Here is a 15,788-nt window from a genome sequence, read left to right as displayed (position 1 = left end):
GCCGGCTGGCGTTTATGCTTGCGCGCAGATGACAGCCACCGGTCGAGCATGATGGACATGGCTTCCAGTAACGCGACACAGGTCGATGGAGCGTCGGTCGTGCCGACGATCCACCACGGCACCCCGGCATTCCGTCGCACCAACCTCGCGCTGTTCGCCGCCGGCTTCGCCACCTTCGGCTTGCTGTATTGCGTGCAGCCGCTGATGCCGGAGTTCAGCCACGACTACGGCGTGAGCGCGGCAGGCGCGGCGATGTCGCTGTCGCTGACCACGGGCGTGCTCGCGTTCGCGATGTTGTTTGCCGGTGCCCTGTCGGATGCGTGGGGGCGCAAGTCGGTGATGGTGGTGTCGCTGCTGTCGTCGGCAGTGCTGGTGCTGTTGACGGCGCTGATGCCGAACTGGCCGGCGCTGCTGGTGGTGCGCACATTGCTGGGGTTGACGCTGAGCGGTCTGCCGGCCGTGGCGATGACGTACCTGGGCGAGGAAATGGACATCGAATCGATCGGCCTGGCCATGGGTCTGTACATCAGTGGCAGCGCGGTCGGCGGCATGGGCGGGCGGCTGATCACCGGTGTGCTGACCGATTTCTTCGGCTGGCGCTTCGGTGTGGGTGTGGTCGGTGTGATCGGCGTGCTGGCCAGCCTGATCTTCTGGCGCGCGCTGCCGCCATCGCGACACTTCGTGACGCAGCCCCTGCACTGGCGCGTGGTGCGGGGACGCTTCGCCGGCATGTTCCGCGACCGCGGCCTGCCGTGGTTGTTCGTCGAAGGCTTTCTGCTGCTCGGCGCATTCGTCACCGTCTACAACTATCTCGGCTACCGCCTGCTGGCGCCGCCGTACAACCTGAGCCAGGCGGAGGTCGGGCTGGTCTTCGGCATCTATCTGGTCGGTACCTTCAGCTCGGCGTGGATGGGCCATCTGGCCGGCCGGCTAGGGCGGCGCAAGGTGCTGTGGACGGCGTTCGCGCTGATGCTGGCCGGCGTGGCGCTGACGATGGCGCGGCCGCTGCCGTTGATCATGCTCGGCATCGTCGCGGTGACGTTCGGCTTCTTCGGCGGACATTCCATCGTCAGCAGCTGGGTCGGGCGCCGCGCGGGCTTGGCGAAGGCGCAGGCGTCGTCGGTGTATCTGTTCTGCTACTACACCGGATCGAGCGTCGCCGGCGCCAGCGGCGGGCTGTTCTATGCGTCGCATGGCTGGAATGGCGTGGCGCTGTTCGTCGGCGTGCTGGTGCTGGCCGGCCTGCTGATCGCTTGGCGGCTGTTCCGGCTGCCGCCGCTGGTGAACGTGGCGACCCCGCCCACGCCGATGAGCAAGGGTGCGATGCCCTAGCGAGCGGATCGCCATCGGTGGCGGCGGCGGGCAGGTCGGGCAGGCGGGTCGTCAGCGGATGGGCGTGTGTGCGGCGCAGCCCCGGCTGAATGCCGCCATTGAGCACGGCGGCAGGCGCAACGGTAATTTCATATGTGCGGCCCTACGATTGAAACGTCACCCCGCATGACCCCGTGCCGCCATGATCCTTTCGCGCAATGTCTCGCATGCCCCGCTGGTACGGGTCCTGTTGGCCGGCGTACTCGCGCTGGCGCCGCTCGGTGCGGCCTGCGCGTGGCAAAACAGGGCGCAGGCGTCAGGCCAGCAGTACCGGCAGACGGCGCAACAGCAGCAGACGCGTGACCAACTGCAGAAGAGCCAGCTCCAGCAGCAGTTGCGTCAGGGTGTGTCGGACAACGCCCGCCGCCCGAATGCCACCGATGCGCGCACCCAGCGGCAGCAGGATGAAGCCGACCGCGCACAGCGCGCCCGCGATCGCGCGAACCAGCAGGATCTGCTGGACCGCGAGCGCGGTGCGCCGGTGTTGCCACGGGTGGTGCCGAAGGACCTGCCGACACCCGCGCACAGCGGCTGATCATTCATTGCCGCGCCGCCGCGTATGCACGGCCAGGCCCAGCAGCGCGATCAGGCCAGCCAGATCCAGCCACGCGAACCAGTCGCCCCATTGCGCGTACAGCGTACGCGTCTCGCGTAGCGGCAGTTCCCCCACCAGTTCGGCGTCGTGCTGCTCGCTGGAAGCCTCGGCCAGCACGCGGCCGCGGTCGTCGCTCAGCGTGAGGCGGCCGGAATGGGCGGCACGCGCCATGGCGAAACCGCTTTCCACGCCGCGCATGATCGCCATGCGGCTGTGCAGCCAGCCATCGACGGTGAAATCGGATGCGGGCACGAGCAGCAGTTGCGCGCGACGTGCCGCATAGGCGTGGCCGATGTCGTGGAAATCCAGGTCCTTGCAGATCGCCAGTCCGATCCGTGGCGTACCTTCAAGCATGGTGTAGCTGTCGCCTGGAATGTACTGCTCCAAGCCGACAAGCAGATGATGCTTGCTATAGGTGGCCGGAGACATGCCCGGCTGGAACACCATCAGCATGTTGTGCTCCGCGCGCGGGTTGCTCCGCGATTCGACGCCGATGCCCACGGTCAGCTCGCGCCGGTTGGCCATCTGCGCCAGTACGGGAAGGTTGGCGTCATCGTCGCTGAAAGATGTTTCCGGGGTCAGCACGATCCGGGCGCCGGCATCCGCGAGGCGTCCGACCGCTTCCACGTAATGCGCTCGCCGCGCCTGCACGTCTGCGCGGGATCGTGCCGGCTGCTGCAATGACACCAGGCCGATCCGGAGGTTCGCCGTGGCCGGCGCCTGCAATCGCCAGTAGCCATACGCGAGGGTTGCCGCGAGCAGCGAGGCGGCGCCCGCGGCAATCGTCAGGCGGCGGCGTCCCGGCGCCTTGTCCGCAAGCTGCGCGGCGATCGCCGCAGGCAACAGCAACAGCAGGAAACCGACGCCCCAGAGGCCGGTGACGGCGGCGACCTGGATGATCGGAAGGGCATCCATCTGCGTGTAGCCGATGTTGAAGAACGTGCCGTGCGGCGAGAGCAGGTTGTTGATGTACTCCAGCGCGACCCACATCGCCGGCGGGGCCAGGGCCGCCGCGAGCGCGTGGCCGCGCAGCAGCAGTCGCCGGAACAGCAATACGCACAGCGCGAGCATGAGGGCAGGTGCGCCGATGGCCTGGATGATCGCCACCACCGGCAGGCCGATGTACCCGTGCAGGTAGCCCCATAGATTGAGCCCGCCGGTCGTGTACGCGGCGAACGCCGCCAGCGCCGCCCAGCGCGCGCGAACCCGCGGTGCGAGCCACAGCACCGGCAACGGCGCCAGCCAGGTCAGCCACCAACACGGCTGCACGCCGCTGCCGAACCACCAGCCCAGCGCGGCCAGCGCCGTCGCCGCCAGCCCGGCGGGCAGCATGTGACGATCAGATCTTGATGCCATCAATCAGTCTCCCTATCGATTCGAAGTAGAACTGGCGGAATTGGGTCTCGTCGTAACTGAAGCGGCCGGCGCGATACAGCGCGACCAGGCCGTGCGCGTGCGCCCACAGGGACATCGCCACGTCCCACGGATCGTCCTGTTTCAGCACGCCCTGGCGCACGCCTTCGGCGACCGCATCGGCGATGACGTTGAGCGTCGGCGACCGCCGCGCGCGGAAGTCTTCGGGAAAGCGCCGCGCATCGTCGCGGCGCGCCGAGAACGCGTGGTCGAACAGGTGCGGATGCTCCAGCGCGTAATCCAGATACGGTTCCAGCAGCGCGAGCAGCCGCTTGAGGATGTCCGGATGCGTCGCGCGCGTTCCCCATTCATGCGCGACGGCGTCGAAGCTGTCGTCGGACAGCCTCTTCAGCAATGCCTCGCGATTCGGAAAATGCCGGTAGATCGCCATCGGCGTGATGCCCACGGCCTCGGCGACGCGGCGCATGCTGACGGCGTCGGCGCCCTCGCGATCGAACACCTCGTGGGCTGCGCGCAGGATCTTTTCGGCGGTGCTCGGACGTGCCATGTATACAGTGTATACATGCGCGGCCGCCGCATCAAATGCCCGGGGTGGAGGGCTTGCGGACCCGCCCGCGCAAATATAGGTTAGCGCTAACGTAAATTTCGACGGAAATACCCATGGAGTTCGTGAACGAGTTGGGGCTGCTCGCCCTGGGCAGCCGGATGCGGGCGCTGAGCGATCGCCTGTATGCGATCGCGGACGAGGTCTATCAACGCGGCGGCATCCCGGTGCAGGCGCGCTGGTTTCCGTACCTGCGGCTGCTGCACGATCGCGGGCCGCGCACCGTCGGCGAGATCGCCGAAGCGATCGGGCAGACGCATTCCGCGGTCAGCCAGCTCGCCGACAAGCTGGTCCGCGACGGCTGGCTGGTGGTGAATTCCGATGCCGCCGACAAACGCCTGCGGCGGCTCGGCCTCACCGCGAAATCCATGGCGGCCCTGCGCGACGCCAAGCCGGCCTGGCGCGCGATCCAGGAGGTGCTCGAGTCGCGCTGCGGCGATGCCGGCATCGATGTACTGGGCACCTTGTCCGGGTTTGCCAAGGTGCTGGAATCGCCGATCCAGGACGAGATCGCCGAGCGCACCCTCGCGATCCAGCGCGAGGCGGTGCGCGTGGTCGGCTTCCGGCCGGAGCTGCGCGAACACTTCTATCGGCTCAATGCCGCCTGGCTGCGCAAGTATTTCTACCTGGAAGAAATCGACCACCGCGTGCTGTCGGATCCGGAACAGGAAATCCTCGCCGCGGGCGGGCAGGTCTTCTTCGCGCTGCTGGGCGATGCGGTCGTGGGAACGTGCGCGCTGACGAAGGAGGCCGACGGTTCCTGCGAGTTGACCAAGATGGCGGTGGACGAAAGCCACCACGGTCTGGGCATCGGCCGTCGCCTGATCGAGGCCGCCATCGAAGAGTTCACCCGTCGTCGCGGCAAGACCCTGTTCCTGGAAACCAACAGCAAGTTGACGCCGGCGATCCGGCTGTATGAAAGCGTGGGTTTCGAGCATCAGTCCACGCTCCGGCCCGATTCGCACTACCAGCGCGCCGACGTCTACATGGTGTGGCGCGCGCCGCGTGCCGCGAAACCGAAAGGCGGCGCCCGTCCGCGCCGAAAGGGCGCCGGCGTGGCGTGACGTTCGCGCCGGATCGGTCGGTGTCGCCAGCCGCTCACGCCCCGGCGATGAACAGGTCGCCGTATGCGACGCGATCTTCCAGCGCCAGCAGGAAACGCTTGGTCGGCAGGCCGCCGCCGAAGCCGGTGAGGCTGCCGTCGGCGCCGATCACCCGGTGGCACGGCAGCACGATCGGAAGCGGGTTGCGTCCGTTCGCGGCACCGACCGCGCGCACCGCCAGCGGTTGCTCGATGCGGCGGGCCAGCTCGCCGTAGCTGATCGTGACGCCGTAGGGAATGCGTCCAAGCTCGTTCCACACGGCGAGCTGGAACGGCGTGCCCACCGGATGCAGCGGCAGCTCGAAATGCTGGCGCTCGCCGGCGAAGTATTCCTCCAGCTGCACGCGGGCGAACGCGAGGGGTTCAGCCGCGCGAATCCAGCCCGGGTGTGCCTTTTTCGGATGGCGTTCGCGCTCAAACCAGATCTCGCGCAGGCCGCGGCTGTCCGCGACCAGCCGCAGCGTGCCGACCGGGCTGTCCATCTCGTCATAGTGAATGATGTCCGCCATGGTGGTCATGCGAGCGCCTCCGTCTTCTTTCTGCGCGGCGGCAGCACCTGCGAGGCGCCCCGCCACAAGTGGATCACGGCGTATGCGCGCCAGGGCCGCCATGCGCCGGCGCTTTCGGTCAATGCCTTCGTGCTCAGCGGCACGCCGTCGGTGGCGGCTTCGCGGCGCAGGATCAGGTCCGCCGCGGGGAAGGCATCCGGATCGCTCAGCGCGCGCATCGCCACGTAGTGCGCCGTCCATTCGCCGATGCCGGGCAGTGCGACCCAGCGCGTCACGAACTCGTCCAGCGACTGTTCCGCGCGAAAATCCACGCGGCCGTCCAGCAGCGCCTGGGCCATGCCGCTGATCGTCGCGGCGCGGGTCGTGGTCAGGCCGATCTCGCGCAGGTCCGCGTGCGCCAGCGCGGCCGGCGTCGGAAACAGTCGTTCCAGTCCCGGCATCGGCGCATCGTGCAACGGTTCGCCCCAGCGTTGCACGATGCGCGTGGCCAGCGTGCGCGCGGCCGCCACACTGATCTGCTGTCCGAGGATCGCGCGCACCGCGATCTCGAAACCGTCCCAGCCGCCGGGCAGGCGCAGGCCGGGGTTGCGCGCCAGCAGCGGGCCGAGGATGGCGTCATGACGAAACGTGTCCGCGATCGCCTGCGGGTTTGCGTCCAGGTCGAACATCCGCCGCAACGTCGTCACCACGCCGAGCAGTTGCGTCGGCTGCGGACAATGCAGCTGCAGCTGCAGCGCGTGCTCGCCGCCTGGCCATGCGCTCAGGCGAAACCAGCCGGGTGCGTCGGCCGGCCCGAACACCCGCGCATAAGCGTGCTCGTCGACCCGCTCCACGCCCGGCAGCGCGCGCGTGCGCATGAACGTGAGCAAGCCCTCGAAGTCATACGGTGGCCGATAGCCCAGCCGCAACACCAGCGCCGCATCGGCTCCCGCGCGCGGGTGCCGGCGCAGCTCGCGCGGTGCGATGCGGTTCGCCTGCGCGAACGCGGCATTGAACCGGCGCAGGCTGCGAAAGCCCGATGCCAGCGCCACCTCCGTCACCGGCAGCGCCGTCTCCGTCAGCAACTGCTTCGCGAACAGCAGCCGGCGCGTCGTGTGCACGCTGATCGGCGGCGCGCCGACGCGTTCCACGAACAGCCGGCGCAACTGGCGCGCGCCGATGCCGACACGCGCGGCCAGTTCGTCCAGCGATTGCTCCGCCAGCATGCCGGCCTCGATCAGCTTCAACGCGCGCGCCACGACATGGTCACCGCGCTGCCACGGGCCATGGCCCGGCGCCAGCTCCGGCCGGCAGCGCAGGCAGGGCCGGAACCCGGCCGCTTCCGCCGCCGCGGCGTTCGCGTAGTACCGCACGTTCTCGCGTTTCGGCCGGGGTGCCGGACACACCGGCCGGCAGTAGATGCCGGTGCTGCTCACCGCCGTGAAAAACAGCCCGTCGAAGCGCGCGTCGCGGCTCAGTCGGGCCTGTTCGCAGATGCGCGGGTCGGGCAGGGCGGAGAACTCGTTCATGCCCGCAGGCTAGCACCGCCCCGCCCGACAAACTCGCCGTTTTCGGACATCCATGCCGCGGCCCGCGGCTGCGCCGAACCGGTAAACCGGCGGATCGCTCGGGCGCTGCTTTCGATCGGCCCGGAATGTCAGCTCGCGCAATCGCACCGTGCAGGCCACGTGCGCGGCGCGCACCGGCAGATCACTTGACCGGCACCATCAAGTGCTCGTACGGCGTGCCGGCCCACATCACGTACGGCACGCCCGTGTCCGGGTCCGCCGCGTTCGGATAGCCCGCGTAGAACGCGGCGTCCGCGCCCACGATCATCAGGTGCGGCCCGGTCTTGATCCAGTGGTTGCCGCTCGCCGGCTTCTGCGCATACGGATCGGTGTTGCTCGCATCCGTGCCGCCGGCCAGCATGTACATCACGCCGAGCTTGCCGGCTGGCGGATGCTCGTGCGCCATCAACGCATTCGCCCAGGCCAGCCCATTCTGGTCCATGCACATCGGGTCCGGCCCGGGTGTGGTCGGGTTGTCCGGCATGCAGGTGAACGCGTTCTTGCCCTGGCGCAGCGTGCGCATCTTTCCGTCCGCGCCCGCCGCGACAATCGTCGCGTCCTTCGCGACGCGTGCCGGCGCCGCATGCATCGCGCTCGCGATCATCTGTGCATCGCTCGGCGTCTTGGCGCCCGCCGCCTGCGCGCAGCCGATGGCAACGAGTAGCGCGGCGGCGATCGTGAACCGGGTCTTCAGGTCTGGTGTTTGCATGGCAACCTCCACAATGACTTGCGATGGTCGCTCCGGGACTCCCCTGGACAGTCTCTGCCGCCGCCCGGGCCGGGTCAATCGCTGGAGGCGCGACGGTTCGGCCTCGCCGGTTTACGTCATCGATGCAGGATCGTGGGCAAGCCGGCACCCACCGCGCCGGGACAGCGCTCCCGCCGTCTCGCGCGGAACGCCGCGGCGTCCGCATTGCCCACCGGCCTGCCGCTGTCGCCGCCGTCGAACGCGACACGCCACACGCGGTCGCTGCCGCGCTGCCACACGGTGGCGAACTGGCCGATCGTGTAGCGCGGCTTCGCGGCCGGTGCCGGATCCTCCAGCAGGTAAGTGCCGCTGGAATAGGCGAGCGTGCCGTCCGCGCTCGCCACGACCTGTTGCGGATACCAGCTCAGGTGCACGGTCTTGCCGTCGATGATCGCGGCCCAGTGCCGGGCGATCGCGTCCGCGCCGCGCGTCGGCCTGGCCGTGTTCGCGTCGAAGATCGCGTCACGCCGTACATGGCCGGCGAACGCCGCCGCATCGTGCTGCTGCACGCTGCGCGCAAACGTCAGCTCGCGCTGCCATACCTCGCAGGCCGCCTGCTCCGGGGACTGCGCCGGCGTCGCCGCCAGCGCGCACAACGGCATCATCGGCAGCAGCGCGAACCACAGGATGCGTGACATCGGACAACTCCGTTTGCAGGGTTGCCGGATAGCTTCCGCCCAGTCGATGCGGGCCTGCCAGTGCCGGATTGCACGCGCTCGCCCGGAACCGCGCGGCCCGGGCGGAACCCTACGCGGCCGGCTTCGTGTCCTGCGCCGCGCCCGCGTCTTCCGGTTCACCGGGCGCGCCGCCCACGGCATCCGCGATGGGTCGATGGATCGGACCGGTGCCGGCCGGCCCGGTGTCCCGCCCATCACGCAGCATGCCCGACAGCACGCCATCGCGGCGGATCAGACCGTGGTACAGCGCGGCGGCCAGGTGCGCGAGGAACGTCAGCAACAAGAGCAGCGCAAGCCAGCCGTGCAGGTGGCGCAGCACGGCGAACGCGGCGGCGCTGGCCGGAAAGATCGGCGGCAATCGCAGCGACGCGCCCAGCATCACCGGATAGCCGCCGGCCGACAGCATCGCCCAGCCGATCAGCGGCATCGCCAGCATCAGCGCATACAGCAGCCAGTGCGACGCCAGCGCGGCCAGCTTCTGCAATGCGGGCAGGTCGGCCGGCAGCGGCGGTGGCGGATGCCGCAGGCGCACCGCCAGCCGCACGATCGCCAGCAGCAGGATCGCGATGCCCAGCGGCTTGTGGATGGCCAGCAGCCAGGCGTGCCGCTCGGATACCGACGCCACCATGCCGACGCCGATGAACAGCATCGCCACGATCATGAGGGCCATCAGCCAGTGCAGCACGCGGGCGGGCAGGGTGAAGGTGCCGGTGGCGGACGTCATGGCTGCTTCTCCGGTTGCGCCGCGGCGGTGCCGGTCAGGTGGGCTTCCTCGCTGGTGCGGCGCAGGTAGGAGTCGGCATAGGCGGCCGATCGCGCCGGCAGCAGCGGGTCGTCGGAAGCGGCGATGCCGGCGGGCAGCACCAGCGGGTCGTAGTTGATGTCGCGGCATTCGCCGCCTTGCTGCGGCGTGGTCGCGTCGATCACCAGCGTGCCGGCGTCGATCGTGCGGCGGTCGCCTGGCCATGTCTTCGTCGCGTCGTCGGTCGGGTCGCCCGGATTCGCCAGCGTGATCTGCAACTGCCAGCGCAGCGGTCCGCGGGCCAGGCGTTCGGCCAGGTCCGCCGCCAGGTAATCCGCGTCGCCGGCCTTGCCTGCGGCATCGCCCGCAGCGGCGGCCTCGGCCACCATGCGCCAGCGCACCGGCTGGCGTTTGCCGTGCGCGTCGACGAAGACGAACGCGTTGAGGCTCTCGTAGTTTTCCGTCGCAAAGCTGGCCGAGGGTTTGGCCGTCTTCGCCCACGCGCGGAACGCCGCGGTCTCCGGATGCGCCGCAAAGAACGCCGCCACCTTCGCCGGGTCCGGCTTGCCGGTGGCGGGGTCCGGCTGCTGCGCCTGCAGCTGCGCGAAAAACGCCTGCGGCGTGGCCACCGGAAACACCGGCATGCTGTTCATGCCGGTGCGCCACTGCTGGCCGTTCGCCTGCGTGAAGCGCAGCGCCATGCTGCGGATCGGCACGCTGCCGTCCGGCGCGTACGGGTTGCTGCCGGGGATCGCAAAGCGTCCCACCACCGGGGTGCGGCCCGGGGCGAACACCTGCGCGGCGGAGTACGCCATCGCCTGGCCGCTGCTGTCGAAATGGCCCGCCACGCACACGCCCTTCGCATGGTTGCGCCGGTAGCCCGCAAACGTGCCGGCGTTGCGCTGGAACTGGTCGATCAGCCTGGCCGGCGTCAGCCGCTGCGGCGCCAGCCAGCCGCCGACATAGCCGAACGCGACGGCGGTGATCGCGATGACCGCGGCGATCAGCGTCCATGATCCGAATCGGCGCAGCGGCGAATCGGGCGGGGCGGCATCGTGCATGTCTGGCTCCTGGCCGCGCGGGCCTCGTGGGGTGGTGGAAGAGTGCCGGCGTGCCGGCCGTGCCTGTCATGTCTTCGCCCTGCGCAAGCGCTGGGTTACCTGCGCCGGCGGCTTCCTTCGCTGCTGGCGCACAGCGCGCCCGCCGGCCTGCCGCGCGCGGTGCTATCGTCACGCCGGGGTCGCCTTGGGGGAGGCATGCATGAACGCGTTGCAACGCGGTTTGCTGGTCGGGGCCATCGTGCTGCTGGGTGTCGGCGAAGGCGCCTGGTTCATCCATTCGGCCCGTGCGCAGATCCGCCAGCAGGGGGAATTCCTGGCGGCGCACCAGCCAGCGCCCCATACGCTGCCGCCCAGCCACACGTTCACCCGCGACCAGGTCTATGCCTTCATGGCGGCGGCGAAGAAAGCCGAGGCGATCGCCGATCCGCTGCAGCGTTGCCTGGCCTACCCCGATCCGCCGGACAGTCACTGGTCGCGCGATGCGGTGGTCGCCTACTGCCATTACCGCCTGCTGCCGCTGCTCACGTTTGCCCAGGCGCAGTCGCTGATCCAGCAGGGTCGATCCGGCGAACTCGACCGTCGCCTCGCCGCTGCCTTGCACGAGCAGCAGACCCAGCCGGATTCGCGCGGCCTGCTCGATCGGATCTACCAGGAAGCGTTCCAGAACGGCTCGTTCGACATTCGCCCGACCCTGGACGCCTGGAAACACGATTCGCCGCACAGCGCCTTCGCGTTCGCCGCCAGCGGCATGGCCTACGTCGCCATGGCCGCCGATGCGCGGGGAGCCGGATACATGAAGGACACGCCGCAGGACAACGTCGACGCCATGCACAAGCTGCTGGCCCAGGCCGACAGCGACCTGCGCCGGGCGATTGCGCTGGATCCCAGGCTCACACCGGCCTACATCGCATTGATCAACGCCGGCGGCCTCGGCTTCGGTCGCGCGTACACCGACACGGCGATCCGCAGCGCGCTGGCCGTGGCACCGGACGATTACGCGATCCGCGGCGTGGCGATGTGGACGCTGGAGCCGAAGTGGGGCGGCTCGCTGGACGCGATGGACCGGTTCGCCGCGCAAGCGCAGGCGTACACGCGCACGAATCCGCTGATGAGGCTGATGTTGTCGGAGCGGCCGTACTACCAGGTGGACAACTGCGATTGCACGCAGGACATCGAGCTGGCGGCCTATCCGGCCGCACTGGACCAGCTCGCCAGCATCACCTACCTCGAAAATGCCGGGCTCGCAGCGGACAACAACCGGAACATGGCCGTGCCGGGCATCTACCTTTCCGAGGCACGGCGTTTCGCGTCGGAAAGCGACGACGTGCGCATCCACCGCGTCTCGGCGCTGGTGGATTTCGACGAGGCCGCCTGGGCCGTCGCCGACATGAGCCGCCTGCTGGCCGCGTCGCCGCGCCAGGCGGACGCGCTCAGGGCCCGTGCCTACGCCTACGAAATGCAGCCCGACTATGCGCATGCGGAGCAGGATTTCCGCGCCTTGCTGGCGATCGACCCGCGCGACGCGCGGGCGCTGTCCCAGCTGGGCGACCTGTTCGTGAACTGGGTGCACGACTGGGACAAAGGCTGGGCCGTGGCCGATCAACTGACCCGCGAGCAGCCGGACAATCCGTACGGCTGGCTGCTGCGCGCCGACATCCAGCAGCGTCAGCCGCGCGCCGGGCTGGACGTCACGGCCGACTACCTGGCATCGCACTTCGGCAACGACCCGCAGCTGGCGAAGATCGTCGTGCGCCTGCGCGCGGCGGTGGCCTTGCGCAAGCACACCGGCATCGACGCGCGGGCAACAAGCCCGGCGCGATAGCCTGACCTTGATCCAAAGTCTGTCCCATCGGAGCCTTTGGTCAAGTAGTGCGGGCGCGCACTCCTCTGATAGTGTCGCGGTACTTGGGGGGTCAGGGGAGCAGGGGATGACTTCGTGGAAAGGATGGCTGCGGCTGGCCGGCGTATCGGTGCTGGTGACTCTGGCCGGTTGCACACAACCAGTTGCACGGACTTCGCGGCAGCAAGTGGTGCAGAGCACGGCACCCGCCTCCGAGGTGACGCAACCGATTACAGCCAAGGACAATCCGTTCCCTGCGCTGCAGCAGGTTCCTGTTGCGAAGACCGTCTACTCGACCGATGAAATTCGACAGTTCGTGACCGCAGCCAGGGCAGCGGAGTCGATCGAGGATCCGCTGCAGCGTTGCCTGGCTTATCCCGATCCGCCGCACAGTCACTGGTCGCATGAGGCTGTCGTTGCCTATTGCCGCTATCGCCTGCGGCCGATGATTTCGACAGCCGAAATCAACGCGCTCATTCGCAGCGGGCAAACGGCCGAACTGGACAATCGCCTCGCCGCCGCTTTGCATGCGCAATTGACGCAACCAGAAGCGCAAGGCCTGCTCGATGAAATCTATCTGCAGGACTTCCGCTATGACTCGGCCAAAGAGCGGCCTCTGCTTGATGCATGGAAGCGTGCGTCACCCAAGAGCGCCTTCGCCTATGCAGCCAGCGGCTATGCCTATGAAGAAATGGCGCAGGATGCGCGTGGGGAAGACTATTCAGAAAACACCGCGCCGGCCAAATTGCAGTCGATGTCCAGCTTGCTGGCGCTGGCAGAGGACGATCTGCAACAGGCCCTTACGCTGGAGCCCCGACTCACGCCGGCTTACGTGGCGTGGATCGACGGTGCCAACATCGGCCGTACCCGGGATTTCGTCGAGAATATCGGCGAACGGGCGCGTGCCGCCGCACCCGCCGACTATGCGATCTACAGCGACCTGATGTTCGCGCGTCAACCGATGTGGGGCGGCTCGCCGCAAGCCATGGAACAGCTGGCCAGCCAGGCACAAGCGCATGCCGTGAAGAACCCGCTGCTCAAATTGCTGCTGACCGAAGCGCCGTTCTATGAAGTGAGCGACTGTCACTGCGACCCCAGGATCCAGCTGGCCAACTATCACGAAATCTTCGGCCAGCTGCCCACCACCGCCATCATGTGGAGCGCTGGAGATCTGGCGTCTGACAACGGCCATCCCGAAATGGTGGTGGTCTACCTGTCGGAGACCTTGCGGTTTCTTCCCTACAATCCTCTGGCCATACGTGCGCGGGCAAACCGTTCCTACAGCCTGACGTATCTGGGTTACCCGCAGTGGGCGCTTGCCGAAGCCGACAAGGTCGTGGCTGCCGATCCACAATTCGATGCAGGCTTCAGGGCGCGCGGCCTCGCGTATGAAGCGCTGCAGGATTATCCGCACGCCATCGAGGCGTTGCGTCGCGCCATCGCACTCGACCCCGGCAGTTCCTGGCAGCTGATCGAACTTGGCAATCTCTATGGCTACAAGACCCGGGAATGGGACAAGGCCTGGGAGATATCCAGCCAGGTCACCCGGAAGTTTCCGGATGAAGCCAACGGATGGGTTCTGCGCGCGATGATCCAGATGGACGAGCCACGGGCCGGGCTGAAAGACACCTATGATCAATTCAACGCGCGATTCGGTAACGATCCCAACCACCAGACAGCCCTGTCGGAAATGCGCGAGTCGCTCAAGCAGCAGGCTGGCCCTGGTGGCTTGAACAGCACCAAGCTCAACTTGCGGCCACACTGATCGTCGACTTGCGGGACGCGCTGGCCCGGACTTCTGGTCGTTCCCGGGCACGGGTGCCGCCGTGGCTATAATCCGGCGATTGCCTCACCGGAGTCCCTCGTCATGACCGCACCCACCCGCATCGACACCACCCGCACCATCCGCGCGCCGCGCGGCACCGCGCTTTCCTGCAAGAGCTGGCTCAGCGAGGCGCCGTTCCGCATGCTGCAGAACAACCTCGATCCGGAGGTGGCGGAGAACCCGGCCGAGCTGGTGGTGTACGGCGGCATCGGGCGGGCGGCGCGCAACTGGGAGTGCTTCGACGCGATTTTGAAATCGCTGCGCGAACTGGAGGACGACGAGACCCTGCTGGTGCAGTCCGGCAAGCCGGTCGGCGTGTTCCGCACACATGCCGACGCGCCGCGCGTGCTGATCGCCAACTCCAACCTGGTACCGCACTGGGCCACCTGGGAGCACTTCAACGAGCTCGATAAGAATGGCCTGATGATGTACGGCCAGATGACCGCAGGCAGCTGGATCTACATCGGCTCGCAGGGCATCATCCAGGGCACCTACGAAACCTTCGTCGAGATGGGCCGCCAGCACTACGGCGGCAATCTCAAGGGCAAGTGGCTGCTCACCGCCGGCCTCGGCGGCATGGGCGCGGCGCAGCCGCTGGCCGCCTCGCTGGCCGGCATGTGCAGCCTCAACATCGAATGCCAGCAGAGCCGCATCGACTTCCGCCTGAAGACCCGCTACGTCGATGAGCAGGCCAGCAACCTCGACGACGCGCTGGCGCGCATCGAGAAGTACACCAAGGCCGGCGAAGCGAAATCCATCGCACTGCTCGGCAACGCCGCCGACATCCTGCCCGAACTGGTCAAGCGCGGCGTGCGCCCCGATGCCGTCACCGACCAGACCAGCGCGCACGATCCGGTCAACGGCTACCTGCCGCGGGGCTGGACGGTGGAGGAATGGTTCGAGCGCCGCAAGAGCGATCCGGAAGGCACCCGCGACGCCGCCAAGCACTCCATGCGCATCCACGTCGAGGCGATGCTCGCGTTCCACGCGCAGGGCATCCCCACCTTCGACTACGGCAACAACATCCGCCAGATGGCCAAGGACGAAGGCTGCATCCACGCCTTCGACTTCCCCGGCTTCGTGCCCGCCTACGTGCGCCCGCTGTTCTGCCGCGGCATCGGCCCGTTCCGCTGGGTCGCGCTCTCGGGCGACCCGGAAGACATCTACAAGACCGACCAGAAAGTGAAGGAGCTGATCCCCGACGACGCCCACCTGCACAACTGGCTGGACATGGCCAGGGAGCGCATCAGCTTCCAGGGCTTGCCGGCGCGGATCTGCTGGGTGGGGTTGGGGTTGCGCGACAAGCTGGGGCTGGCGTTCAACGAGATGGTGCGCAATGGGGAGTTGAAGGCGCCGGTGGTGATTGGGCGCGATCACCTGGATTCGGGGTCGGTGGCGTCACCGAATCGGGAGACCGAGGCGATGAAGGACGGCAGCGACGCCGTCAGCGACTGGCCGCTGCTCAACGCGATGTTGAACGTGGCCGGTGGCGCGACCTGGGTGTCGCTGCATCACGGCGGCGGGGTGGGGATGGGGTACTCGCAGCATTCCGGCGTGGTGATCGTTTGCGATGGCACGAAGGAAGCGGATGAGCGGATTGCTCGGGTGTTGTGGAACGATCCTGCCTCAGGCGTGATGCGGCATGCGGATGCGGGGTATGACATCGCGAAGCAGTGTGCCAAAGAGCACGGCATGAAGCTGCCTATGGCCTGATGCCCTGATATGAATCCAATGCCGTCCGCAATTTAGGTAGCCGCAGACGCGCATTCTAGGTTATTGCGCTGAGGCAATCG

Annotated in this window: 14 protein-coding genes; 6 read left to right on the top strand and 8 right to left on the bottom strand. The window is 68.0% G+C overall.

Annotated features, from left to right (window positions below; translation table 11 throughout):
- The first annotated feature begins 57 nt into the window (after nucleotides 1-57).
- Together ACFPME_RS02145 and ACFPME_RS02140 are read left to right on the top strand one after the other, a co-directional pair.
- Complete coding sequence (locus ACFPME_RS02145; RefSeq protein ID WP_377301552.1) at nucleotides 58-1,332, top strand: MFS transporter; 1,275 nt, start codon at nucleotides 58-60, stop codon at nucleotides 1,330-1,332.
- A 181-nt stretch (nucleotides 1,333-1,513) separates the two neighbouring features.
- Entirely contained in the window at nucleotides 1,514-1,906 is a 393-nt protein-coding gene (locus ACFPME_RS02140; RefSeq protein WP_377301550.1) for a hypothetical protein, read from the top strand.
- Here the strand turns inward: ACFPME_RS02140 and ACFPME_RS02135 are convergent, their stop codons facing one another.
- On the bottom strand, nucleotides 1,907-3,322 hold the full coding sequence (locus ACFPME_RS02135) for a nitrilase-related carbon-nitrogen hydrolase (RefSeq protein ID WP_377301547.1): 1,416 nt from the start codon (nucleotides 3,320-3,322) through the stop codon (nucleotides 1,907-1,909). It lies immediately after the preceding gene.
- Entirely contained in the window at nucleotides 3,306-3,887 is a 582-nt protein-coding gene (locus ACFPME_RS02130) for a TetR/AcrR family transcriptional regulator (protein ID WP_377301545.1), read from the bottom strand. Before ACFPME_RS02130 ends, ACFPME_RS02135 begins: the two co-directional genes overlap by 17 nt.
- 113 nt (nucleotides 3,888-4,000) lie before the next feature.
- Between ACFPME_RS02130 and ACFPME_RS02125 the strand changes: the two genes are divergently transcribed.
- Nucleotides 4,001-5,008, top strand: coding sequence for a bifunctional helix-turn-helix transcriptional regulator/GNAT family N-acetyltransferase (locus ACFPME_RS02125; RefSeq protein ID WP_377301543.1), 1,008 nt, complete (start codon nucleotides 4,001-4,003; stop codon nucleotides 5,006-5,008).
- Nucleotides 5,009-5,042: 34 nt separating this feature from the next.
- Here the strand turns inward: ACFPME_RS02125 and ACFPME_RS02120 are convergent, their stop codons facing one another.
- The 6 genes from ACFPME_RS02120 to ACFPME_RS02095 all read right to left on the bottom strand — a co-directional run bounded on the left by ACFPME_RS02120 (nucleotide 5,043) and on the right by ACFPME_RS02095 (nucleotide 10,330).
- Entirely contained in the window at nucleotides 5,043-5,564 is a 522-nt protein-coding gene (locus tag ACFPME_RS02120) for a methylated-DNA--[protein]-cysteine S-methyltransferase (RefSeq protein WP_377301541.1), read from the bottom strand.
- The gene (locus tag ACFPME_RS02115) at nucleotides 5,561-7,063 is read right to left on the bottom strand and encodes an AlkA N-terminal domain-containing protein (protein ID WP_377301539.1); all 1,503 of its coding nucleotides are present in this window, start codon (nucleotides 7,061-7,063) and stop codon (nucleotides 5,561-5,563) included. The genes ACFPME_RS02120 and ACFPME_RS02115 overlap by 4 nt, the downstream gene beginning before the upstream one ends.
- A gap of 181 nt (nucleotides 7,064-7,244) precedes the next feature.
- Nucleotides 7,245-7,811, bottom strand: coding sequence for a hypothetical protein (locus ACFPME_RS02110; RefSeq protein WP_377301537.1), 567 nt, complete (start codon nucleotides 7,809-7,811; stop codon nucleotides 7,245-7,247).
- Nucleotides 7,812-7,927: 116 nt separating this feature from the next.
- Complete coding sequence (locus ACFPME_RS02105; RefSeq protein ID WP_377301535.1) at nucleotides 7,928-8,488, bottom strand: YybH family protein; 561 nt, start codon at nucleotides 8,486-8,488, stop codon at nucleotides 7,928-7,930.
- Between the two features lie 109 nt (nucleotides 8,489-8,597).
- The gene (locus ACFPME_RS02100; protein ID WP_377301533.1) at nucleotides 8,598-9,251 is read right to left on the bottom strand and encodes a cytochrome b; all 654 of its coding nucleotides are present in this window, start codon (nucleotides 9,249-9,251) and stop codon (nucleotides 8,598-8,600) included.
- Nucleotides 9,248-10,330, bottom strand: coding sequence for a catalase family peroxidase (locus ACFPME_RS02095; protein ID WP_377301531.1), 1,083 nt, complete (start codon nucleotides 10,328-10,330; stop codon nucleotides 9,248-9,250). Before ACFPME_RS02095 ends, ACFPME_RS02100 begins: the two co-directional genes overlap by 4 nt.
- Before the next feature lie 199 nt (nucleotides 10,331-10,529).
- On the opposite strand from ACFPME_RS02095, the gene ACFPME_RS02090 reads away from it, so the two are divergent.
- From ACFPME_RS02090 to hutU, 3 genes are all read left to right on the top strand, one after another.
- Nucleotides 10,530-12,152, top strand: coding sequence for a DUF4034 domain-containing protein (locus ACFPME_RS02090; RefSeq protein WP_377301529.1), 1,623 nt, complete (start codon nucleotides 10,530-10,532; stop codon nucleotides 12,150-12,152).
- A gap of 106 nt (nucleotides 12,153-12,258) precedes the next feature.
- Nucleotides 12,259-13,935 (top strand): hypothetical protein, encoded by a 1,677-nt coding sequence (locus ACFPME_RS02085; protein ID WP_377301527.1) that lies wholly within the window; start codon nucleotides 12,259-12,261, stop codon nucleotides 13,933-13,935.
- Nucleotides 13,936-14,037: 102 nt separating this feature from the next.
- The gene (gene hutU / locus ACFPME_RS02080) at nucleotides 14,038-15,708 is read left to right on the top strand and encodes a urocanate hydratase (RefSeq protein WP_377301525.1); all 1,671 of its coding nucleotides are present in this window, start codon (nucleotides 14,038-14,040) and stop codon (nucleotides 15,706-15,708) included.
- The last annotated feature ends 80 nt before the right edge of the window (nucleotides 15,709-15,788 follow it).

This window comes from Rhodanobacter umsongensis, assembly GCF_042654965.1.
GTDB lineage: Bacteria > Pseudomonadota > Gammaproteobacteria > Xanthomonadales > Rhodanobacteraceae > Rhodanobacter > Rhodanobacter umsongensis.
The sequence above is the reverse complement of the archived record's forward strand: the minus strand, read 5'-3'. Positions and strand labels throughout refer to the sequence as shown.

What these genes read in the sequence shown, in the direction of transcription:
- ACFPME_RS02120 (WP_377301541.1), bottom strand. Translation starts at nt 5,564, where the DNA reads ATGACCACCATGGCGGACATCATTCACTATGACGAGATGGACAGCCCG.
- ACFPME_RS02090 (WP_377301529.1), top strand. Translation starts at nt 10,530, where the DNA reads ATGAACGCGTTGCAACGCGGTTTGCTGGTCGGGGCCATCGTGCTGCTG.
- ACFPME_RS02115 (WP_377301539.1), bottom strand. Translation starts at nt 7,063, where the DNA reads ATGAACGAGTTCTCCGCCCTGCCCGACCCGCGCATCTGCGAACAGGCC.
- ACFPME_RS02130 (WP_377301545.1), bottom strand. Translation starts at nt 3,887, where the DNA reads ATGGCACGTCCGAGCACCGCCGAAAAGATCCTGCGCGCAGCCCACGAG.
- ACFPME_RS02100 (WP_377301533.1), bottom strand. Translation starts at nt 9,251, where the DNA reads ATGACGTCCGCCACCGGCACCTTCACCCTGCCCGCCCGCGTGCTGCAC.
- ACFPME_RS02085 (WP_377301527.1), top strand. Translation starts at nt 12,259, where the DNA reads ATGACTTCGTGGAAAGGATGGCTGCGGCTGGCCGGCGTATCGGTGCTG.
- ACFPME_RS02110 (WP_377301537.1), bottom strand. Translation starts at nt 7,811, where the DNA reads ATGCAAACACCAGACCTGAAGACCCGGTTCACGATCGCCGCCGCGCTA.
- ACFPME_RS02135 (WP_377301547.1), bottom strand. Translation starts at nt 3,322, where the DNA reads ATGGCATCAAGATCTGATCGTCACATGCTGCCCGCCGGGCTGGCGGCG.
- ACFPME_RS02095 (WP_377301531.1), bottom strand. Translation starts at nt 10,330, where the DNA reads ATGCACGATGCCGCCCCGCCCGATTCGCCGCTGCGCCGATTCGGATCA.
- hutU (WP_377301525.1), top strand. Translation starts at nt 14,038, where the DNA reads ATGACCGCACCCACCCGCATCGACACCACCCGCACCATCCGCGCGCCG.
- ACFPME_RS02105 (WP_377301535.1), bottom strand. Translation starts at nt 8,488, where the DNA reads ATGTCACGCATCCTGTGGTTCGCGCTGCTGCCGATGATGCCGTTGTGC.
- ACFPME_RS02125 (WP_377301543.1), top strand. Translation starts at nt 4,001, where the DNA reads ATGGAGTTCGTGAACGAGTTGGGGCTGCTCGCCCTGGGCAGCCGGATG.
- ACFPME_RS02145 (WP_377301552.1), top strand. Translation starts at nt 58, where the DNA reads ATGGCTTCCAGTAACGCGACACAGGTCGATGGAGCGTCGGTCGTGCCG.
- ACFPME_RS02140 (WP_377301550.1), top strand. Translation starts at nt 1,514, where the DNA reads ATGATCCTTTCGCGCAATGTCTCGCATGCCCCGCTGGTACGGGTCCTG.